An 18,450-nucleotide genomic window follows, 5' to 3' on the forward strand; every position below is an offset into this window, starting at 1 on the left:
AGATTAGGCATTATCCGGCAAGGAAGGAGGGTGGGCCAGATATGAAAATCCCACAGTCGCGCCGGGCACGACTGTGGGATCGGTTTAGCGCAGGACCTTACTTGATGCGCTGACCTGGCTTGGCGCCACTGTCGGGGCTCAGCAGATAGATTTCTTCGCCACCAGGGCCGGCCGCCATCACCATGCCTTCGGAGATCCCGAATTTCATTTTGCGGGGCTTGAGGTTGGCAATCATCATGGTCAGGCGACCTTCAAGCTTGGCCGGGTCCGGGTAGGCGCTCTTGATGCCGGAGAGCACGTTGCGTTGCTCGTCACCGATGTCCAGGGTCAGGCGCAGCAGTTTGTCGGCACCTTCGACGGCTTCGGCCTTGAGGATCAGGGCGACGCGCAGGTCGACCGCGGCAAAGGTATCGAACTCGATCTCCGGCGACAGCGGATCCTTGGCCAGTTCGCCGTTGCCTTGAGGCGCGGCAGCTTCGCCAGTGTCGGTCTGGCTGGCGGTCAGGTCTTCTTTCGAGGCGTCGGTCATGGCTTGCACTTTTACCGGGTCGATGCGGGTCATCAACGGTTTGAACTCGTTCAGCTGATGGTTGCTGAGCAAGGTGGCGTGGTCGTTCCAGGTCAGCGGTGCGACGTTCAGGAACGCCTCGGCATCGGCGGCCAGCAGCGGCAGCACCGGCTTGAGGAAAATCACCAATTGGCGGAACAGGTTGATACCCAGGGCGCAAATGGCCTGGACTTCATCCTGCTTGCCTTCCTGTTTGTTCAGCGACCACGGTGCCTTGTCGGCGATCCAGGCGTTGGCACGGTCGGCCAGGCCCATGATTTCGCGCATGGCCCGGGCGAAGTCACGCGCTTCGTAGGCTTCGGCGATGCTCGGTGCTGCGGCCAGGAACGCTTCGGTCAGCTCCGGTGCGGCGTTGCCGGCCACCAGCACGCCAGCGTTGCCTTTGTGGATGAAACCGGCGCAACGGCTGGCGATGTTGACGACTTTGCCGACCAGGTCCGAGTTGACCTTCTGCACGAAGTCTTCGAGGTTCAGGTCCAGGTCATCGACGCCACGGCTCAGCTTGGCCGCATAGTAGTAGCGCAGGTATTCCGGCGACAGGTGATCCAGATAGGTCCGGGCCTTGATGAAGGTGCCGCGGGACTTGGACATCTTCTGACCGTTGACGGTCAGGTAGCCGTGCACGTTGATGCCGGTCGGTTTACGGAAACCGGCGCCTTCGAGCATCGCTGGCCAGAACAGGGCGTGGAAGTTGACGATGTCCTTGCCGATGAAGTGGTACAGCTCGGCGGTGGAGTCCTTGCCCCAGAACGCGTCGAAATCAAGTGCAGGCGTACGGTTGCACAGGTTCTTGAAGCTGGCCATGTAGCCGATCGGCGCGTCCAGCCACACGTAGAAGTACTTGCCTGGTTCATCAGGAATTTCGAAGCCGAAGTACGGCGCATCGCGGGAGATGTCCCACTGTTGCAGGCCGGCGTCCAGCCATTCGGCGATCTTGTTGGCCACGGCCTCTTGCAAGGTGCCGCTGCGGGTCCAGGCTTGCAGCATTTCCTGGAAGTCCGGCAGCTTGAAGAAGAAGTGCTGGGAATCCTTGAGCACCGGCGTGGCGCCGGAGATTGCCGACTTCGGATCTTTGAGGTCGGTCGGCGCGTAGGTTGCACCGCATTTTTCGCAGTTGTCGCCGTACTGGTCTTCGGTGCCGCATTTCGGGCAGGTGCCCTTGATGAAGCGGTCGGCCAGGAACATTTTCTTTTCCGGGTCGAAGTACTGCGTGATCGAGCGCGTGGCGATGTGCCCGGCGTCGCGCAGCTTCAGGTAGATCTGGCTCGACAGCTCACGGTTTTCTTCGGCGTGAGTGGAGTGGAAGTTGTCGAAGTCCACCAGGAACTCGGCAAAGTCGGCGCTGTGTTCAGCCTGGACGTTGGCGATCAGTTGTTCCGGGGTGATGCCTTCCTTTTCCGCGCGCAGCATGATGGCCGAACCGTGGGCGTCGTCGGCGCAGACATAAATGCATTGGTTACCGCGATGCTTCTGGAAGCGCACCCACATATCGGTCTGGATGTATTCCAGCATATGGCCGAGGTGGATCGAACCATTGGCATAGGGCAGGGCGCTGGTGACGAGGATCTTGCGTGGCTCGGACATGGGGCTCGGCTACTTGATGAAACGGAGGTCGGCCACTATAAAGCGCCGGCGCATATTTTTCACCCCCACGGCCAGCTTCCACGGACCTTTGTACCCGCCGGTCATAAGATATTTGTCATATTCTGAAAGCATCCCGTCCAGGCGACAGAACGGTTAGGATACCCGCCTGATTTTCCAGTCTTGCTATCGGAGTTGCCCATGAGCGCCGTCAATCGCGCAGCGGTGGAAGCCGTCCTTCGCCAATACACCGACCCTTATCTGAACCAGGACCCGGTCAGCGCCGGGTGCGTGCGCAGCATCGATATTCAGGGCGATCGCGTCAGCGTCCAGCTGGAGCTGGGTTACGCCGCCGGTCTGTTCAAGAGTGGCTGGGCGCAGTTGTTGCAGATGGCCATCGAGGGCCTGGATGGCGTGGTCACTGCCCGTGTCGAGATCACCAGCGTGATTGCCGCGCACAAGGCCCAGGCACAGATTCCGGGGTTGGCCAACGTCAAAAACGTGGTGGCCGTGGCGTCTGGAAAGGGAGGCGTGGGCAAATCCACCACGGCCGCCAACCTGGCGCTGGCGTTGGCTCGTGAAGGTGCCAAAGTGGGGATTCTCGACGCGGACATCTACGGTCCGAGCCAGGGCATCATGTTCGGCATCCCTGAAGGCACCCGTCCTCAGGTCAAGGATCAGAAATGGTTCATTCCGATCGAGTCCCATGGCGTCGAAGTGATGTCCATGGCCTTCCTGACCGACGACAACACGCCGATGGTCTGGCGTGGGCCGATGGTGTCCGGCGCCTTGTTGCAACTGGTCACGCAAACGGCCTGGGGCGACCTGGATTACCTGGTCATCGACATGCCGCCAGGCACCGGCGACATCCAGTTGACCCTGGCGCAAAAAGTCCCGGTGGCCGGTGCGGTGATCGTGACCACCCCGCAGGATCTGGCATTGCTGGATGCGCGCAAGGGCGTGGAAATGTTCCGCAAGGTCAACATCCCGGTGCTGGGTGTGGTCGAAAACATGGCCGTGCACATCTGCTCCAACTGCGGGCATGCCGAGCATTTGTTCGGTGAGGGCGGGGGTGTGAAGCTGGCCAACCAGTACGGCGTCGAACTGTTGGCTTCGTTGCCGCTGTCGATGCTGATCCGCGAACAGGCCGATGGCGGCAAGCCAACGGTGATCGCCGAGCCTGACAGCCAGATTGCGATGGTTTACCAGGAACTGGCCCGCCATGTCGGCGCGCGGATCGTGTTGCAGGAAGCTGCGACGCCGGCGATGCCGAACATCACCGTCAGCGACGATTAAATCGCTGAAAAGAGATCGCAGCCTCGCTTCGCTCGACACGAGGCTGCGATCTTTTGATATTGCTTTAGATACGCAACCCGCCATCCAGCTCCAGAATCCGACCGGTGTAGTAGTCATTCTCGAAAATGTAGGCCGCCGACTGGGCGATCTCTTCGGGTTTGCCCATGCGCTTGAGCGGAATCCCGGACGTCATCTTTTCCAGCGCTTCAGGTTTCATGCTCAGGGTCATTTCAGTTTCGATGAAGCCCGGCGCAATGCCCGCCACACGAATCCCGTAGCGCGCCAGTTCCTTGGCCCAGGTCACGGTCGCCGCAGCGACACCGGCCTTGGCGGCGGAGTAGTTGGTCTGGCCGATATTGCCGGCGCGTGAGATCGACGAGATATTGATGATCGCGCCGCTGTTGTTCAGCTCGACCATTTTTGCCGCGACTTCACGGGTGCACAGGAACACGCCGGTCAGATTGACGTCGATCACCGCTTGCCATTGGGCCAGGCTCATCTTGGTCATTTCGCCATCCTTGACCTTCAGCAACAGGCCGTCACGCAAAATGCCGGCGTTGTTGATCAGGCCATGGATCGCGCCGAAATCGTCGGCCACCTGGCTGACCATGTGGGTCACTTGCTCTTCATCGGCGACGTTGCACAAGTAGGCACGGGCCTCGACACCCTTGGCCTTGCAAGCGGCGACGGCGGCGTCGAGTTTTTCCTGGTTCAGGTCCACCAGGGCCAGCTTGGCGCCACGACCTGCAAGATACTCGGCCATGGAGCGGCCTAAACCCTGGCAACCGCCGGTGATAATGATTACTTTGTCAGTGAGTTGCATTCGCATAGCCCCATAGCCGATCGGAGTGTTTCTCCTTCTAGAGGGCCTCTCGATCTGAGCCTGATGTGGCCTGGCTGCACATGAGAACTGCCCCTGTGGCGTACTGGAACTTTCACCCAGACGCCTGTCCGTTTTTTCGACGGAATCTATATAAGGAGTCATAAATTGAGCGTTGTAGTGGCTAAGCATGCCCGAGAATTGCTTCTCAAGGAATACCGTGGAGTGCTCTCGACGCACTCCAAAGCGATGCCCGGTTTCCCGTTTGGCTCCGTGGTTCCGTACTGTCTGGACGAACAGGGCCGGCCGCTGATCCTTATCAGCCGCATCGCACAGCACACTCACAACCTGCTGAAGGATCCGAAATGCTCGCTGCTGGTGGGTGAACGCGAGGCCGAAGACGTGCAAGCCGTTGGTCGGCTGACCTACCTGGCCGAAGGGGAAAAACTCGAGGACACCGCAGCCATCGAAGCGGCAGCCGAGCGTTACTACCGCTATTTCCCGGATTCGCAGAACTATCACAAGGCCCACGACTTCGATTTCTGGGTGCTCAAACCGGTACGCCACCGTTACATCGGCGGCTTCGGCGCGATTCACTGGGTCGACCAACTGACCCTCGCCAACCCGTTCGCCGGCAAGGCCGAAGTGAGTATGGTCGAGCACATGAATGCCGATCACGCCAAAGCCATCGCCCACTATGTCGACTTGGCGGGCCTGCCGAAAACCGTGCTGGCGCAATTGGTCGGCATCGACAGCGAAGGCATGCACTTGCGCATCGGCCAGGGGCTTTACTGGCTGCCGTTTCAAGCGCCTTGTAATACGCCGACACAAGTCCGGGAAGCCTTGGTTTTCCTGGCTCACGCCGAACATTGGCCGAAAAATCAAGTGGCCGATGCTTGAATTCACGAAACGGCGACGTCATCTAAGGAACACTGGCAAGGCTTACTTGCGTTGAGGAACCATTTGATGCGCCCTTTTTTGTTGCTCTTTGTACTGTTTCCGGTGTTGGAGCTGTTCGTATTCGTCAAGGTCAGCGCAGCGATCGGGTTTTTCCCGGCCCTGCTGCTGATCATTCTCGGCTCGATGCTCGGCGTGTTCGTGCTGCGTATCGCCGGTCTGGCTACTGCGCTGCGCGCTCGTGAAAGCTTGAGCCGCGGCGAGTTGCCGGCCCAGACCATGCTCGAAGGCCTGATGCTGGCCCTGGCGGGTGGTCTGCTGATTCTGCCGGGCTTCGTCACCGACGTGCTGGGTCTGATTATGTTGCTGCCGATCTCTCGTCGACTGCTGGCCAATAAAATGCGCCAGCGCGCCGAGGAACAAGCGATGCGCCAGCGTGCGTTTGCCGATGACCTTCAGCCGCGGGGCGGTCCTGCTCCACGTCAGCCGTTGGGCCGTGAGCCTAACGTGATCGAAGGCGAGTTCGAACACCGCGACTCCAAGTAACATGTCCATCGACACGGCACCTTTGGGTGCCGTGTTCATTTTCAGGGTATCGACGTAAAAATTTCGCTCTCGGCCCTTGAAATAGGCTCGCGCGCCCTTATGTAACGGTCACCGCAAGGTTTCTGGCAATTGCGCCAGACAGACTTCCGCGGTTCGCTCGACGAACCGCACCCGGCGCCGCCGGATTTGTTAAACCCGCCGGGACTACACCGGCCGATGAAAACCACAATTAGGAGAGATCGACAATGAAGCTTCGTCCTCTGCATGACCGCGTCGTTATCCGTCGCAGCGAAGAAGAAAAGAAAACCGCTGGCGGTATCGTCCTGCCAGGTTCGGCTGCTGAGAAGCCAAACCAGGGTGAAGTCCTAGCTGTAGGCCCAGGCAAAGTGCTGGACAACGGCGAAGTGCGTGCACTGTCCGTGAAAGTGGGTGACAAGGTGGTGTTCGGCCCGTACTCCGGCAGCAACACTGTGAAAGTCGATGGCGAAGACCTGGTGATCATGGCTGAGAACGAGATTCTCGCTGTTGTCGAAGGCTGATTCCCCGCTCATTTTCCCGCTACTACAAAGTATTTAAGGAATATCGATCATGGCTGCTAAAGAAGTTAAATTCGGCGACTCCGCCCGCAAGAAAATGCTCACCGGTGTCAACGTTCTGGCTGACGCAGTAAAAGCGACCCTGGGCCCGAAAGGCCGTAACGTGATCATCGAGAAGAGCTTCGGCGCTCCGACCATCACCAAGGACGGCGTTTCCGTAGCCAAAGAAATCGAACTCGAAGACCGCTTCGAAAACATGGGCGCGCAGCTGGTCAAAGACGTTGCCTCCCGTGCCAACGATGACGCAGGCGACGGTACCACCACCGCTACCGTTCTGGCTCAGTCGATCGTCAACGAAGGCCTGAAAGCCGTCGCTGCCGGCATGAACCCGATGGACCTGAAGCGCGGTATCGACAAAGCGACCATCGCGATCGTCAAGGAACTGAAAGCCCTGTCCAAGCCTTGCGCTGACACCAAGGCAATCGCTCAGGTAGGTACCATCTCGGCCAACTCCGACAACTCCATCGGCGACATCATTGCCGAAGCCATGGAAAAAGTCGGTAAAGAAGGCGTGATCACCGTTGAAGAAGGCTCGGGCCTGGAAAACGAACTGTCGGTTGTTGAAGGCATGCAGTTCGACCGTGGCTACCTGTCCCCGTACTTCGTCAACAAGCCAGAGACCATGACTGCCGAGCTGGACGGTCCGCTGATCCTGCTGGTCGACAAAAAGATCTCGAACATCCGCGAAATGCTGCCAGTACTGGAAGCCGTTGCCAAAGCCGGCCGTCCACTGCTGATCGTGGCCGAAGACGTTGAAGGCGAAGCCCTGGCGACTCTGGTTGTGAACAACATGCGTGGCATCGTTAAAGTCGCAGCCGTCAAGGCTCCAGGCTTCGGCGACCGTCGCAAGGCCATGCTGCAGGATATCGCTGTTCTGACCGGCGGTACCGTGATCTCCGAAGAGATCGGTCTGAGCCTGGAAAGCACTACCCTGGAACACCTGGGTAATGCCAAGCGCGTGATCCTGTCCAAAGAAAACACCACCGTGATCGACGGCGCCGGCGTTGAGGCTGATATCCAGGCTCGCGTGACCCAGATCCGTCAACAAGTGGCCGACACTTCGTCCGACTACGACCGTGAAAAACTGCAAGAGCGCCTGGCCAAACTGTCCGGCGGCGTTGCAGTGATCAAGGTCGGCGCTGGTTCCGAAGTTGAAATGAAAGAGAAGAAAGCCCGCGTTGAAGACGCCCTGCACGCTACCCGTGCAGCCGTTGAAGAAGGCGTGGTACCTGGCGGCGGCGTGGCACTGATCCGTGCCCTGCAAGCCATCAGCGAACTGAAAGGCGACAACGCCGATCAGGACGTCGGTATCGCTGTTCTGCGTCGTGCGGTTGAAGCGCCACTGCGTCAGATCGTTGCCAACTCCGGCGACGAGCCAAGCGTGGTTGTCGACAAGGTCAAGCAAGGCGCGGGTAACTTCGGTTACAACGCTGCCACCAGCGAATACGGCGACATGATCGAAATGGGCATCCTGGACCCAACCAAGGTGACCCGTTCGGCTCTGCAAGCTGCATCCTCGATTGGCGGTCTGATCCTGACCACCGAGGCCGCTGTTGCCGAAGCACCGAAGAAAGACGGTGCAGCTGGCGGCGGTATGCCAGACATGGGCGGTATGGGTGGCATGGGCGGCATGATGTAAGCCAGCCTTACCCCTATAAAAAAGCCCCGCCTGCGTCGAGCAGGCGGGGCTTTTTATTGCCTTCATTTTGGTAGGTCCGCAGATCGCGTCGCGGCCATCCATCGCGGGCAAGCCACGATCCCACAGTGGATTGCGTAAACCTGTGGGAGCAGGGCTTGCTCGCAATGGCGTCGGTTCAGGCGCTGACCGGTTTTGCCTCGTTCGCCTGTTCAGTCTTGGAGGCCGGCCGGTACAGGATGTTGTAGTACGCACCCAGGCAAAACAGCCAGCAGAAAATCGCCGTCCACACGTTGTGCGAGAAGAAGTGCGCGCCCTGCATCATCCGGCCGACGGAAAACACCGAGCCCAATGTGAAAGCGAAGACAAACGCATAGCGTGCCAGCCGTGGGCGTCGGTCACGCAACACAAAGAACAACGCAAACAGGGTGAAACCGGTCGCCGCATGACCACCGGGCCAGCAGCGGCCTGGCTTGTCGGTATGCGGGCGAGGGCTCAGCAGCTCGCTGTAGGTTTCGTGCCCGCCGAATTGTTCCAGGCTCCATGGGCATTGCACCGCCGTTGCCGCTTTGAGCGGAGTGACAAAGGAGGTTGACAGCGCCAGAGACAACACCAGGCAACCCATTTCACGTTTGAACGGTTTGAGCCTTTCAATGAAAAAGGAGCCGACAAAGCCCAGGATCGAGAACACCGAAAAGGCAATGACCACTTGCTTGGCCCGGTCATGCAGGATGTCTTCCAGGAAATAACTGTGGCGCCCGATGAATGCACCGGCGACCGGATCATAGAACAGCTTGGCAAGGTCCATGTCCAGGGACGTCAATTCGAGCAGCAGCAGGGTGATCGCCGCAATGGCGGGCACTCCCAGATACAGCCAGAAGTTGAGCGGGCGGGAGATGGGACGGACAGCGGTTGATGACATGGTGGATCCTGATGAATGGAAAAACCCCGGGGCATCAGCCCGGGGCCATTCGATTAACGTTCGCTGACTTGGCGGGTGCCCTCCGTGGGCGCTTTCCAGCCGAGCAGCTGTTGCTTGAAGCCATGACTGGCAGTTTGGTAATAAGTAATTGCGCGGGTGATCAACGGATCAACGGTGGTGGCCCGTGATTCGCGACTGTCGGTCAGTGCATCGTCGTGGCGACGCAGACCCTCACGCGGGCTCAGGATCGCTAAATCCTTACCGTCGAACAAGCCCAGATGTTGATAGTTGCCAACCACCACTCGCGGTGGCAGTGGATTGTCCTGCAACAGGTTGCGACCGAAGAACGTCGACTGGTAATCCAGGTTCAGCAGCCCGAGCAACGTTGGCGCAAGGTCGATCTGACTGGCCAGCTGTGCGGTTTCCCGAGCGTCGATCAGCTTCGGTGCATAGATGAACAGCGGAATCTGATAGTTGCTGATCGGCAAGTCTTCTTTGCCAGCGCTGCCAGCCGTGTGATCGGCAACGAAGACGAAGATTGTATTATCGAACCAGGGTTTTTTGCGCGCCTGATCGAGGAACTGACCAATGGCGAAGTCGGTGTACTTCACCGCACCGTCGCGTCCGTTACCGGATTTGATATCGATCCGGTTATCCGGGTAGGTGTAGGGGCGATGGTTGGAGGTGGTCATCAGTTGCAGTAGAAACGGCTGTTGCCTGGCGTAGTCGGCATCGGCCAGTTTCAGGGTCTGGTTATAGAGGTCTTCGTCAGCCATTCCCCAGGCGTTCTTGAAGTGAATCTCTGATTCATCGACGCTGCTCTGGTCGACAACGCGATAGCCGTTGCCGCTGAAGAACGCGTTCATGTTGTCGAAGTAACCGCGCCCGCCATACACGAATACGCTGTCGTAACCCACGGCGCTGAGTTGCTGGCCGAGGCTGGCGAAGCCGCTTTCACGACCCACGCGCTTGACGATCGAGCGCCCCGGCGTCGGTGGAATGGCCAGGGTGATGGCCTCCAGGCCGCGATCGGTGCGGGTGCCGGTGGCGTAGAAATTATTGAAGTACAGGCTTTGTTTGCGCAAGGCATCGAGGTTTGGTGTCAGGTTGCGATCGTCGCCATTGCTGCCCATGTACTTGGCGCTGAAGCTTTCGATGGTGACCAGCACGATGTTGGGTTTTCGTTCGGTGCCGGGATTATCGATCATCCGGCGGATGTCCTGTGGATCCTCGCCGATGAAGCGAGCATTGGGCTCGGTCAGTTCCGCGCGAATCTGTTGCGCGACGACGGAGGTCGGCAGGGTGCTGTAGAACTGCGGGTAATCCAGTTCGTTATTGCGAAAGGCGGCGAAGAACTGGTACGGGCCATTGCTCGCCAGTTCGTTCTGATAGGCATTGCCGCCCTGAGCGCGCGGCGCATCCTGGCTGAGCAGTTGCGCGCTCAGGCCCGCGACGATCAGCAGGCCGAGTGCATTCAGCAGACGCCCGCGCATGGCAGGCAATGGTGCGTCCAGCGCAGCGTTGAAGGATTTGCGCAGCGCAAGGCTCAGGATCACGGCCAGCACCGCGAGCAGGCTCAGCAGCTTGCCGATCGGGTACGACTCCAACAGGTTATTCAGCACTTCGTCGGAGTAGACCAGGTAATCGACGGCGATAAAGTTGAAACGCACACCGAACTCATCCCAGAACAGCCATTCGGCCACCGACGTGAACAGCATGGCGAACAGGCTGACGGTCAGCAGGCCCTGAAGGAACCAGCGATGGCCACGGCGGCGCCACAAGGCCGGCGGGCATAGCAGCAGATAGAGGCCCATGGGCAGCGCCGCGTAGGCAATGAAACCCAGGTCATAAAGCAGGCCGATGCCAAACACGGACAGGAGCCCGCTGCCTGCCTCATCCAGGTGAGTGAGGAGGAGAACGCTTCGGGTCAGGAGAAAAATGACCAGCCAGGAACCGGTTACCAGTAGCAGAAAGCGCATTGGCGCCGTCTTCAAACAATCCATTATCTACATTCCCTATATCAATCGCGCGAAAGTTTCTCTTGAACGCTGTAGTCGGGTTGTGAACCGACAGTGAAAAACTTGTTAGCACCATTATTTGGTTGAGCGCATCGATTCTACGACCGGCCGCCCTAGCCCTGAGTCACACTAGGCCTTAAGCTGCGCGGGCCAAGACGGCCGTTACTGTATACGGAGGAGGTGCCGATGCGAATTCTATTGGTTGAAGACAACCGCGATATCCTGGCCAACCTGGCCGATTATCTGGGGCTCAAAGGTTACACCGTGGATTGCGCGCAGGACGGTTTATCTGGCTTGCACCTGGCGGCCACCGAGCATTACGACTTGATCGTACTCGATATCATGCTGCCCGGTATCGATGGCTACACCCTGTGCAAACGCCTGCGCGAAGACGCCCGCCGTGATACGCCGGTGATCATGCTCACTGCGCGCGATCAACTGGACGACCGTCTGCAAGGCTTCAAATCCGGCGCCGACGATTACTTGATCAAACCCTTTGCCCTGTCAGAACTGGCGGCGCGCATCGAGGCGGTCATGCGCCGTGCCCAGGGTGGCGGTCGCCGTGCCTTGCAGGTCGGCGATCTGAGCTACGACCTCGATACCCTGGAGGTGACGCGCGAAGGCCGTCTGCTGAAACTCAACCCGGTGGGCCTGAAGTTGCTGGCGGTGTTGATGCAGAAAAGCCCGCACGTGCTGCGCCGGGAAATTCTCGAAGAGGCCCTGTGGGGTGACGACTGCCCGGACAGCGACAGCCTGCGCAGCCACGTCCATCAATTGCGCCAGGTGATCGACAAGCCGTTCGCCAAACCCCTGCTGCACACGGTGCACGGCGTCGGTTATCGCTTGGCCGAGGGCCGTGATGGAGTTTAAGCAGAGCCTTTCGCAACGGATCATCATCGCCTTTGCGTTGATGAGCGCATTGGTCGCGGGAGCCTTCGCGATAGGCATCATCGCGACCGTGCACCTGGTGGAGGAGAAACTGATTTCGTCAGGTCTGGGTGGCGATTTGCAACGCCTGTTGCTGATGGACAGCGTGACGGACTGGAGCCACCGCCCCGAGCCGGACCAGTTGTTCTATTTCAGCGGCGGGCCGGGCGATTTTGAGTTACCCAAGGATTTGCGGCACCTGGACTCGGGTTTTCATGAAGTCTTTCGCGACCATCTGTCGTATCACGCCATGGTCGAAATCGTCGACGGACGGCGCTACGTGCTGTTGCAGGACCAGAGCGATTTCGAAGAGCGTGAACGGGTGCTGTTTGCCGTAGTGCTGGTGGGGTTCGTACTGAGCCTGGCGCTGGCGGTATTTCTGGGCTGGGTGCTGGCGCGCAAGGTGATGGCGCCGGTGGTGCGACTGGCCCGCCAGGTGCGCCATCGCGATCAGCTGTTGGGTCTGGCACCGCCACTGGCGCCGGATTATGCCGCCGATGAAGTGGGCGAGCTGGCCGTGGCCTTCGACGCCACCCTCGGGCGCTTGCGTCAGGCGTTGACCCGTGAGCGATTGTTCACCAGTGACGTCAGCCACGAACTGCGCACGCCATTGATGGTGTTGGCCAGTTCCTGTGAATTGTTGCTGGAAAACGCCGGCATCGATCAGCGCGGGCGTGCCCAGGTCGAGCGGATCGCCCGGGCTTGCGCAGAGATGCGCGAGTTGGTGCAGACCTTCCTCATGCTGGCCCGCGCTCAGCATGAAGACGCCAGCATGGGCCCCCAGCAGAGCCTCAGTCAGGTGGCCGACGGGTTGCTTTGCCAATGGCGCGAACCGATCGAAGCCAAGGGCCTGACGTTGAACGTCGAGTTGGGCAACCCGCCGGACACTCGCTATAACGCGACGCTTCTGCACGCGGTGATGGGCAACCTGTTGCGTAATGCGCTGCATTACACCGAGCATGGGTTTATCCGCTTGGCCCTGACGGATACGGGGTTCGTGGTCGAGGATAGTGGTGTGGGCATTCCGGAAGAAAAACGCGAGGCGATGTTCGAGCCTTTCGTGCGCGGCAGCGAAAAGCGTGGCGAGGGCTTGGGGCTGGGGCTGTCGCTGGTGCAACGGATCTGCGAGAACCAGGGCTGGAGTGTCAGCCTGACGAACATGGAGCCCAACGGTTGTCGCTTCCAGGTGGAGTTGAGTCAGAAAAAGCGGTGAATGGGTTGAAAAATAAATCGGCTCCGTAAAACCCTGAAATGATTCCGGGTTTACCTGACGAAATTTTCACCAAGGCATGACCTGACGCTGACACCCCGCAACTTAAGGTGGTTGTCATCAGAAGCTCAGGAGATTGCAGTCATGGCTGGCCCGATAAAGCTCGGCTTCTCCGAAAAATACGACGATCAACCCGCACAGAAAAATGTGCGCAAGCACCAGGTGGGGCTCGGTCGCCGGCTGTCCCAATGGCGTGATGAACACCTGGCGCGAAAGGCCCTGGCGTTGGCCGGTGAACCTGGCCTGGTCCTCGATTTGCCCTGCGGTGCCGGGCGTTTCTGGCCGTTGCTCGCGGAAAAGCACAACCGTGTCATCATCGGGGCCGACAACTCGGTGTCCATGCTCAAGACTGCCATGCGCACTCAACCCGCCGACGTGGTCAAAAGGGTACAACCCTTGCACACGTCTGCATTCGACATTGCCTTGCCCGATAACGCGGTCGACAGCATTTTCTGCATGCGTCTGCTCCATCACATCGGTGAAGCCGAGCAACGACTGACCATCCTGCGTGAATTCGAGCGTGTCACCCGCGACAGCGTGATCGTTTCGCTATGGGTAGACGGCAATTTCAAGGCCTGGAAACGCAAGCGCGCCGAGAGGATGCGTGGGCAGGAAGGTTACCAGACTCGATTTGTGTTACCGGCTGCCACGATTGAAAAGGAGTTCGAGCAGGCGGGTTTCCATATTCAGGGGCAAATGGATTTTTTACCGCTCTATGCCATGTGGCGGGTCTATGTATTACGCAAGAGGTAACAGAATGACAGTGCACTATGCAGCTGCGCCCCATGACCTGAAGCAAGGGCGTCGCCACTCGTCGTTCAGCGATACAGACGGGGAAAAACTCGTCTACTTTTATAACAAGGCGTTTGGCAGCGCTATCAAAGGCTTATCGCAATGAAACTCGAAATTGCACGAGGTTTGTTTTTAGCCGGAGCCTTGGCAGTTGCTTCTTTGGCGGTGGCTGCCTGGGAGCAGCCCCGCACGCAAGTCCTCAGTTCCGTGCACGGCGACGCACGTTGTCCGTTGCCCCGGGTAGCCAAAGCACCCGTGGCCACTCAACCCGATCATGACTTGTTACTGTTCATGTTCGGACTTTCTCAGGGACTGAGGCCACAGAGTTGAACAGATTGAAGCCCAAATAAAAGGCCTCGCAATTGCGAGGCCTTTTGCTTTTTGACGTTAAGGTTTATCGGGTTTGGCCAGCAATGTGTAAATGCATGGCAGCACGAACAAGGTGAACAGCGTCCCGATCGACATCCCCGTTGCGATCACCGTGCCGATGTCGAACCGGCTGACGGCTCCCGCGCCCGTGGCGATGATCAACGGCACCATGCCGAACACCATTGCCGCCGTGGTCATCAATACCGGGCGCAGACGAATGGCCGCCGCTTCCTCTACCGCTTCGCGAGGTGTCAGGCCTTTCTCCTTGCGTAACTGGTTGGCGAACTCGACGATCAGGATCCCGTGCTTGCTGATCAGTCCGATCAACGTCACCAGCCCCACCTGGGTATAGATGTTCATACTCGACCAGCCGAGGAAGAGCGGGATCAATGCGCCACAGATCGACAGCGGCACAGTCACCAGAATCACCAGCGGATCACGGAAGCTTTCGAACTGGGCCGCCAGCACCAGGAAGATGATCGCCAAGGCCAGGGCGAAGGTGACCCACAGCGCGCTGCCTTCCTGAACGTATTGCCGTGAAACACCGGCATAGTCGACGGCGTAACCCGTCGGTGCCTCTTCCCGGGCGATCTGGCGCACGGTGTCGATGGCTTCACCCATGCTGACCAGCGGGACCCCGGAAAGAATCGCCGAGTTGAGTTGCTGGAACTGGTTCAACTGACGCGGCCGCGCGCGGTCTGTCACGGTGATCAGGGTCGACAGGGGGAGCAGTTCGCCCTTGGTGTTCCTGACGTAATAATGGTTCAGCCAGTCAGGGTTATCGCGGTAGGGCCGTTCCACCTGAGCGATGACCTTGTAGCTGCGACCTTCGATGGTGAACCGGTTGATCTCCGCCTCGCCCAGCATCGTCGCAAGAGTACCGCCGAGGTCCTGCATGGACACACCCATCTGCGCTGCCTTGGCGCGATCGATGTCCACCACGACTTCGGGCTTGTCGAAGGCCAGGTCGACGTCGACAAAAGCAAACTTGCCGGATTCCATCGCTCTTTTTTTCACTCGGTCCATCACCTGCAGCAGCGCCTCGTAGCTGTTAGCCGAGTTGATCACGAATTGAAACGGCAAGCCCTCGCCGGTGCCTGGCAGGGACGGCAGGTTGAAGCCGAATATTTGCAGCCCGGGAATGCTTTCCAGTTTGCTCTGGACCAGCGGCAGGATCTGCATCTGGGTCCGGTGGCGTTCATTCCAGGGTTTGAGCAGGAAGCCGCCGATCCCCGATTGCACGCCGTTGAAGCCGTTGATCTGGAACGAAGAGTAGTACTCGGGAAACTCCTTGAAAATGGCGACGAACTCGTCGGTGTAGGCGTTCATGTAGTCGAGGTTGGCTGGTTGCGGGGCGTTGGCCATCATGAAGATCACGCCCTGGTCTTCGTCCGGCGCCAGTTCCGACTTGGTGAACTTGAGCAGTATCGGGATCAGGCACAGCACGATCACCGCGAACACCAGCACTACCGGCCGGGTGTTGAGAGTGCCGTGAAGCACGCGCTGGTAGCGGCGTTTGAGGCCTTCGAAGATCACGTCCAGGCGATGGGCCAGGCCGCTGGGGTTTTCATCGTGGCGCAGCAGCATGGCGCACATCATCGGCGACAGCGTCAGGGCGACGACACCGGAAATCACCACCGCCCCGGCCAGGGTCAGGGCAAACTCCTTGAACAACGCCCCCGTCAGGCCGGTCAGGAAGCCGATCGGCGCATAGACCGCCGCCAGGGTGATGGTCATCGACACCACCGGCATGGCGATCTCCCGTGCGCCCTCGATGGCCGCATCCAACGGTGTCTTGCCTTCTTCGATGTGCCGGTGGATGTTTTCCACCACCACGATGGCGTCGTCCACCACCAGCCCGATGGCCAAGACCATCGCCAGCAAGGTCAGCAGGTTGATCGAGTAGCCCATCATCTGCATGAAGAACATCACGCCGATCATCGACAGCGGAATGGTCACCACCGGGATCACCACCGAACGCAGGGCGCCGAGGAACAGGAACACCACCACAATCACGATCAGCACCGCTTCGAACAGGGTTTTCAACACCTCGTCGATGGAGGCCTGGATGAACAGCGTGGCGTCGTAGGCGATTTCGCCCTTGAGGTTTGGCGGCAGCTGGGCTTCCAGGTCCGGCATGATCTTGCGCACTTCCTTGATCACGTCCAGCGGGTTGGCGCCGGGTGTGGCCTTGATGCCGATGTACACCGAGGGTGTGCCGCCGAAGGAGCTGATGGTGTTGTAGTTCTCCGCGCCCATCTCGACCCGCGCCACGTCTCGCAACAGCACACGACTGTCACCGTCGACCTTGAGCGGAATTGCGCCAAAGGCCTCGGCGGACTTGAGTTCGGTGTTGGCGTTGATGCTGGTGACCACGTACTCGCCTTTCACTTCGCCGGCGGCGGAGAGGAAGTTGTACTGGCGCACGGCGTTGGTCACATCGCTGGCGCTCAGGCCGAAACCGGCGAGCTTCACCGGGTCCAGCCACAGGCGCATGGCGAACACCTGGTTGCCGAGAATCTCGGCTTCGGCCATGCCCGGCAGGGTCGCCAGTTTCGGCTGGATAACCCGGGACAGGTAGTCGGTGATCTGCGGGTTACTCAGCTCGTTGCTGAAGAAACTGATGTACATCAGCGCCGAGGCGCCGGTGGCTTCCTTGCTCAGCACCGGGTCTTCGGCGTCCTGGGGCAGCTGGTTCTTGACCTCGTTGGCCTTGGCCAGCAGTTCGGTGAACAGGCGGTCGGTGTTGGAGCCGATGCGCGCGTAGATCGAGATCACCGAGAAGTTCTGGCGACTGACCGAGGTCATGTAGTCGATGCCCTCGGCGCTGGCCAGGCTATGCTGCATCGGTTGGGTGATATAGCCTTGGATGGTCTCGGCGTTGGCTCCGGGATAAGCGGTGGTCACCGTGATCAGGGCGTTTTCCATTTGCGGGTATTGGCGCAGCGGCAACTTGCTCCAGGCCTGGAAGCCCAGCAGCACTATCAACAGGCTGACCACGGTGGCGAGCACCGGGCGGCGGATGAACGGATCGGTAAAAGCCATGGGGATTCCTTGATCAGTCAGCGCGCGGCTGACTGTTCTTCTCAGCCAGGGTCTTGTCGTCGCTGATGGCAACGTGCACGCCGTGGTCCAGTTTGAGCTGACCAGCCGTGACCACTTTTTCGCCGTTCTGCACGCCTTTGGTGATCATGACCATCCCGTCGCGGCGCTCGCCGGTTTCGACGAAGCGTCGTTCGGCGATCAGAACCGGTTCGCCCTTGTCGTCTTTTTCGAGGCTGCCGTCTTCGGCCTTTTTCTGCGCGACGACATACAGCGAGTTGCCATAAAGGGTGTAGCTGATCGCGCTTTCCGGCACCACGATGTGCGGCTGCGGGTCGGGCAACAACACCTGCAGGCTGGCAAACATCCCCGGCAGGAGTTTGCCATCGGGGTTGGCCAGGGTCGCGCGCACCAGCACGTTGCGGGTGCTGCTTTCTACCTTCGGGTTGATGGCGCTGACGGTGCCGGGGAAAGTCTCCGTCGGGTAGGCCGAGACAATGACCTGTACCGATTGGCCGAGGGTGATCTTCGGCACGTCCTGCTCGGGTACAAAGAAGTCGACGTAGAGGCTGCTGAGGTCTTGCAGGGTGGCGATCATCGTGCCGCTGGCCACGTAGTCGCCGACGTCTACCCGACGAATACCGATGGTCCCGCTGAACGGTGCGAGGATTCGTTTTTTCTCCAGCGCCGCCTTGAGCTGATTGACCGTGGCCCGGCTCTTTTGCAATACCGCCGAGAGTCGGTCGAACTCACCTTTGGAAATAGCCTGGCTGCCTACCAGTTGGCTGCCGCGACCGTAATCCAGTTGCGCCAGTCCCAGGTCGGCCTGGGCGGTTGCCAGCAGGGCGGTTTCCACGGCGCTGTCGAGTTGCAGCAGCGGCTGACCGACCTTGACCTTCTGTCCTGACTCGAACTGAACTTCCTTGACGGTGCCGTCGACCTCCAGGCTCAGATCGACCCCTTGCAGCGCCGTAAGGGTGCCGACCGTTGGCAAACGGCTTTGCCACGGACGTTCGGTGGCGGTGGCCACGGCGACGCTGATCGGTGGTTTCGGCACAGAGAAGCCCTTCATCATCGTATAGATGGAGAAGGCTTTGTAACCGGCCAGGACCAGCACGATTAGCAGGACAACACCCAACATGATCAGCATGCGGCGACGCAGCATATTTC

Annotated in this window: 15 protein-coding genes and 1 pseudogene; 10 read left to right on the plus strand and 6 right to left on the minus strand. The window is 59.4% G+C overall.

Features of this window, described 5'->3' with window-relative positions:
- Positions 1-97: 97 nt before the first annotated feature.
- A complete protein-coding gene (gene metG, locus LOY28_RS05600) occupies positions 98-2,152 on the minus strand; it encodes a methionine--tRNA ligase (RefSeq protein ID WP_018926594.1) in 2,055 nt (684 codons plus the stop codon).
- Positions 2,153-2,350: 198 nt separating this feature from the next.
- Between metG and apbC the strand changes: the two genes are divergently transcribed.
- A complete protein-coding gene (gene apbC / locus LOY28_RS05605; protein ID WP_018926592.1) occupies positions 2,351-3,445 on the plus strand; it encodes an iron-sulfur cluster carrier protein ApbC in 1,095 nt (364 codons plus the stop codon).
- 64 nt (positions 3,446-3,509) lie between these two features.
- Here the strand turns inward: apbC and LOY28_RS05610 are convergent, their stop codons facing one another.
- Positions 3,510-4,268, minus strand: a complete 759-nt coding sequence (locus tag LOY28_RS05610; RefSeq protein ID WP_018926591.1) for an SDR family oxidoreductase — start codon at positions 4,266-4,268, stop codon at positions 3,510-3,512.
- Between the two features lie 165 nt (positions 4,269-4,433).
- Here LOY28_RS05610 and LOY28_RS05615 point away from each other — a divergent pair, with 165 nt between their 5' ends.
- The 4 genes from LOY28_RS05615 (at position 4,434) to groL (ending at position 7,943) form a co-directional block, all read left to right on the plus strand.
- On the plus strand, positions 4,434-5,165 hold the full coding sequence (locus tag LOY28_RS05615; RefSeq protein ID WP_258613191.1) for a HugZ family protein: 732 nt from the start codon (positions 4,434-4,436) through the stop codon (positions 5,163-5,165).
- Between the two features lie 66 nt (positions 5,166-5,231).
- Positions 5,232-5,708 (plus strand): FxsA family protein, encoded by a 477-nt coding sequence (locus LOY28_RS05620; protein WP_018926589.1) that lies wholly within the window; start codon positions 5,232-5,234, stop codon positions 5,706-5,708.
- A gap of 245 nt (positions 5,709-5,953) precedes the next feature.
- Positions 5,954-6,247 (plus strand): co-chaperone GroES, encoded by a 294-nt coding sequence (locus LOY28_RS05625; protein ID WP_018926588.1) that lies wholly within the window; start codon positions 5,954-5,956, stop codon positions 6,245-6,247.
- Positions 6,248-6,296: 49 nt separating this feature from the next.
- Complete coding sequence (groL, locus tag LOY28_RS05630) at positions 6,297-7,943, plus strand: chaperonin GroEL (protein WP_018926587.1); 1,647 nt, start codon at positions 6,297-6,299, stop codon at positions 7,941-7,943.
- Between the two features lie 175 nt (positions 7,944-8,118).
- Here the strand turns inward: groL and LOY28_RS05635 are convergent, their stop codons facing one another.
- Positions 8,119-8,862, minus strand: a complete 744-nt coding sequence (locus LOY28_RS05635) for a phosphatase PAP2 family protein (protein ID WP_258613192.1) — start codon at positions 8,860-8,862, stop codon at positions 8,119-8,121.
- Positions 8,863-8,915: 53 nt separating this feature from the next.
- Positions 8,916-10,865 (minus strand): LTA synthase family protein, encoded by a 1,950-nt coding sequence (locus LOY28_RS05640; RefSeq protein ID WP_258613193.1) that lies wholly within the window; start codon positions 10,863-10,865, stop codon positions 8,916-8,918.
- A 201-nt stretch (positions 10,866-11,066) separates the two neighbouring features.
- Here LOY28_RS05640 and colR point away from each other — a divergent pair, with 201 nt between their 5' ends.
- From colR to LOY28_RS05660, 5 genes and pseudogenes are all read left to right on the plus strand, one after another.
- Positions 11,067-11,750 carry a two-component system response regulator ColR gene (colR, locus tag LOY28_RS05645; protein WP_007938890.1) on the plus strand — a complete coding sequence of 228 codons (684 nt, stop codon included), beginning with the start codon at positions 11,067-11,069 and terminating at the stop codon, positions 11,748-11,750.
- Positions 11,740-13,020 carry a HAMP domain-containing sensor histidine kinase gene (locus tag LOY28_RS05650; protein ID WP_018926584.1) on the plus strand — a complete coding sequence of 427 codons (1,281 nt, stop codon included), beginning with the start codon at positions 11,740-11,742 and terminating at the stop codon, positions 13,018-13,020. Before colR ends, LOY28_RS05650 begins: the two co-directional genes overlap by 11 nt.
- A 141-nt stretch (positions 13,021-13,161) precedes the next feature.
- Positions 13,162-13,830 carry a class I SAM-dependent methyltransferase gene (locus LOY28_RS05655; RefSeq protein WP_064616321.1) on the plus strand — a complete coding sequence of 223 codons (669 nt, stop codon included), beginning with the start codon at positions 13,162-13,164 and terminating at the stop codon, positions 13,828-13,830.
- A gap of 1 nt (position 13,831) precedes the next feature.
- Positions 13,832-13,975 (plus strand): annotated as a pseudogene (locus LOY28_RS29905) (InaA protein); the annotation flags it as partial.
- On the plus strand, positions 13,972-14,199 hold the full coding sequence (locus LOY28_RS05660) for a hypothetical protein (protein WP_082920824.1): 228 nt from the start codon (positions 13,972-13,974) through the stop codon (positions 14,197-14,199). The pseudogene LOY28_RS29905 and the gene LOY28_RS05660, both read left to right, overlap by 4 nt.
- A 57-nt stretch (positions 14,200-14,256) precedes the next feature.
- On the opposite strand, the gene LOY28_RS05665 is transcribed toward LOY28_RS05660, so the two are convergent.
- Together LOY28_RS05665 and LOY28_RS05670 are read right to left on the minus strand one after the other, a co-directional pair.
- Positions 14,257-17,283, minus strand: coding sequence for a multidrug efflux RND transporter permease subunit (locus tag LOY28_RS05665; protein ID WP_028939448.1), 3,027 nt, complete (start codon positions 17,281-17,283; stop codon positions 14,257-14,259).
- 13 nt (positions 17,284-17,296) lie between these two features.
- Positions 17,297-18,445 carry an efflux RND transporter periplasmic adaptor subunit gene (locus tag LOY28_RS05670; RefSeq protein WP_018926580.1) on the minus strand — a complete coding sequence of 383 codons (1,149 nt, stop codon included), beginning with the start codon at positions 18,443-18,445 and terminating at the stop codon, positions 17,297-17,299.
- Positions 18,446-18,450: the final 5 nt, after the last annotated feature.

This window comes from Pseudomonas sp. B21-017 (assembly GCF_024749245.1).
GTDB lineage: Bacteria > Pseudomonadota > Gammaproteobacteria > Pseudomonadales > Pseudomonadaceae > Aquipseudomonas.

Coding starts and splice junctions, on each gene's coding strand:
- metG (WP_018926594.1), bottom strand. CDS start 2,152: ATGTCCGAGCCACGCAAGATCCTCGTCACCAGCGCCCTGCCCTATGCC.
- LOY28_RS05640 (WP_258613193.1), bottom strand. CDS start 10,865: ATGGATTGTTTGAAGACGGCGCCAATGCGCTTTCTGCTACTGGTAACC.
- LOY28_RS05655 (WP_064616321.1), top strand. CDS start 13,162: ATGGCTGGCCCGATAAAGCTCGGCTTCTCCGAAAAATACGACGATCAA.
- apbC (WP_018926592.1), top strand. CDS start 2,351: ATGAGCGCCGTCAATCGCGCAGCGGTGGAAGCCGTCCTTCGCCAATAC.
- LOY28_RS05625 (WP_018926588.1), top strand. CDS start 5,954: ATGAAGCTTCGTCCTCTGCATGACCGCGTCGTTATCCGTCGCAGCGAA.
- LOY28_RS05650 (WP_018926584.1), top strand. CDS start 11,740: ATGGAGTTTAAGCAGAGCCTTTCGCAACGGATCATCATCGCCTTTGCG.
- groL (WP_018926587.1), top strand. CDS start 6,297: ATGGCTGCTAAAGAAGTTAAATTCGGCGACTCCGCCCGCAAGAAAATG.
- LOY28_RS05620 (WP_018926589.1), top strand. CDS start 5,232: ATGCGCCCTTTTTTGTTGCTCTTTGTACTGTTTCCGGTGTTGGAGCTG.
- LOY28_RS05670 (WP_018926580.1), bottom strand. CDS start 18,445: ATGCTGCGTCGCCGCATGCTGATCATGTTGGGTGTTGTCCTGCTAATC.
- LOY28_RS05610 (WP_018926591.1), bottom strand. CDS start 4,268: ATGCAACTCACTGACAAAGTAATCATTATCACCGGCGGTTGCCAGGGT.
- LOY28_RS05635 (WP_258613192.1), bottom strand. CDS start 8,862: ATGTCATCAACCGCTGTCCGTCCCATCTCCCGCCCGCTCAACTTCTGG.
- LOY28_RS05660 (WP_082920824.1), top strand. CDS start 13,972: ATGAAACTCGAAATTGCACGAGGTTTGTTTTTAGCCGGAGCCTTGGCA.
- colR (WP_007938890.1), top strand. CDS start 11,067: ATGCGAATTCTATTGGTTGAAGACAACCGCGATATCCTGGCCAACCTG.
- LOY28_RS05665 (WP_028939448.1), bottom strand. CDS start 17,283: ATGGCTTTTACCGATCCGTTCATCCGCCGCCCGGTGCTCGCCACCGTG.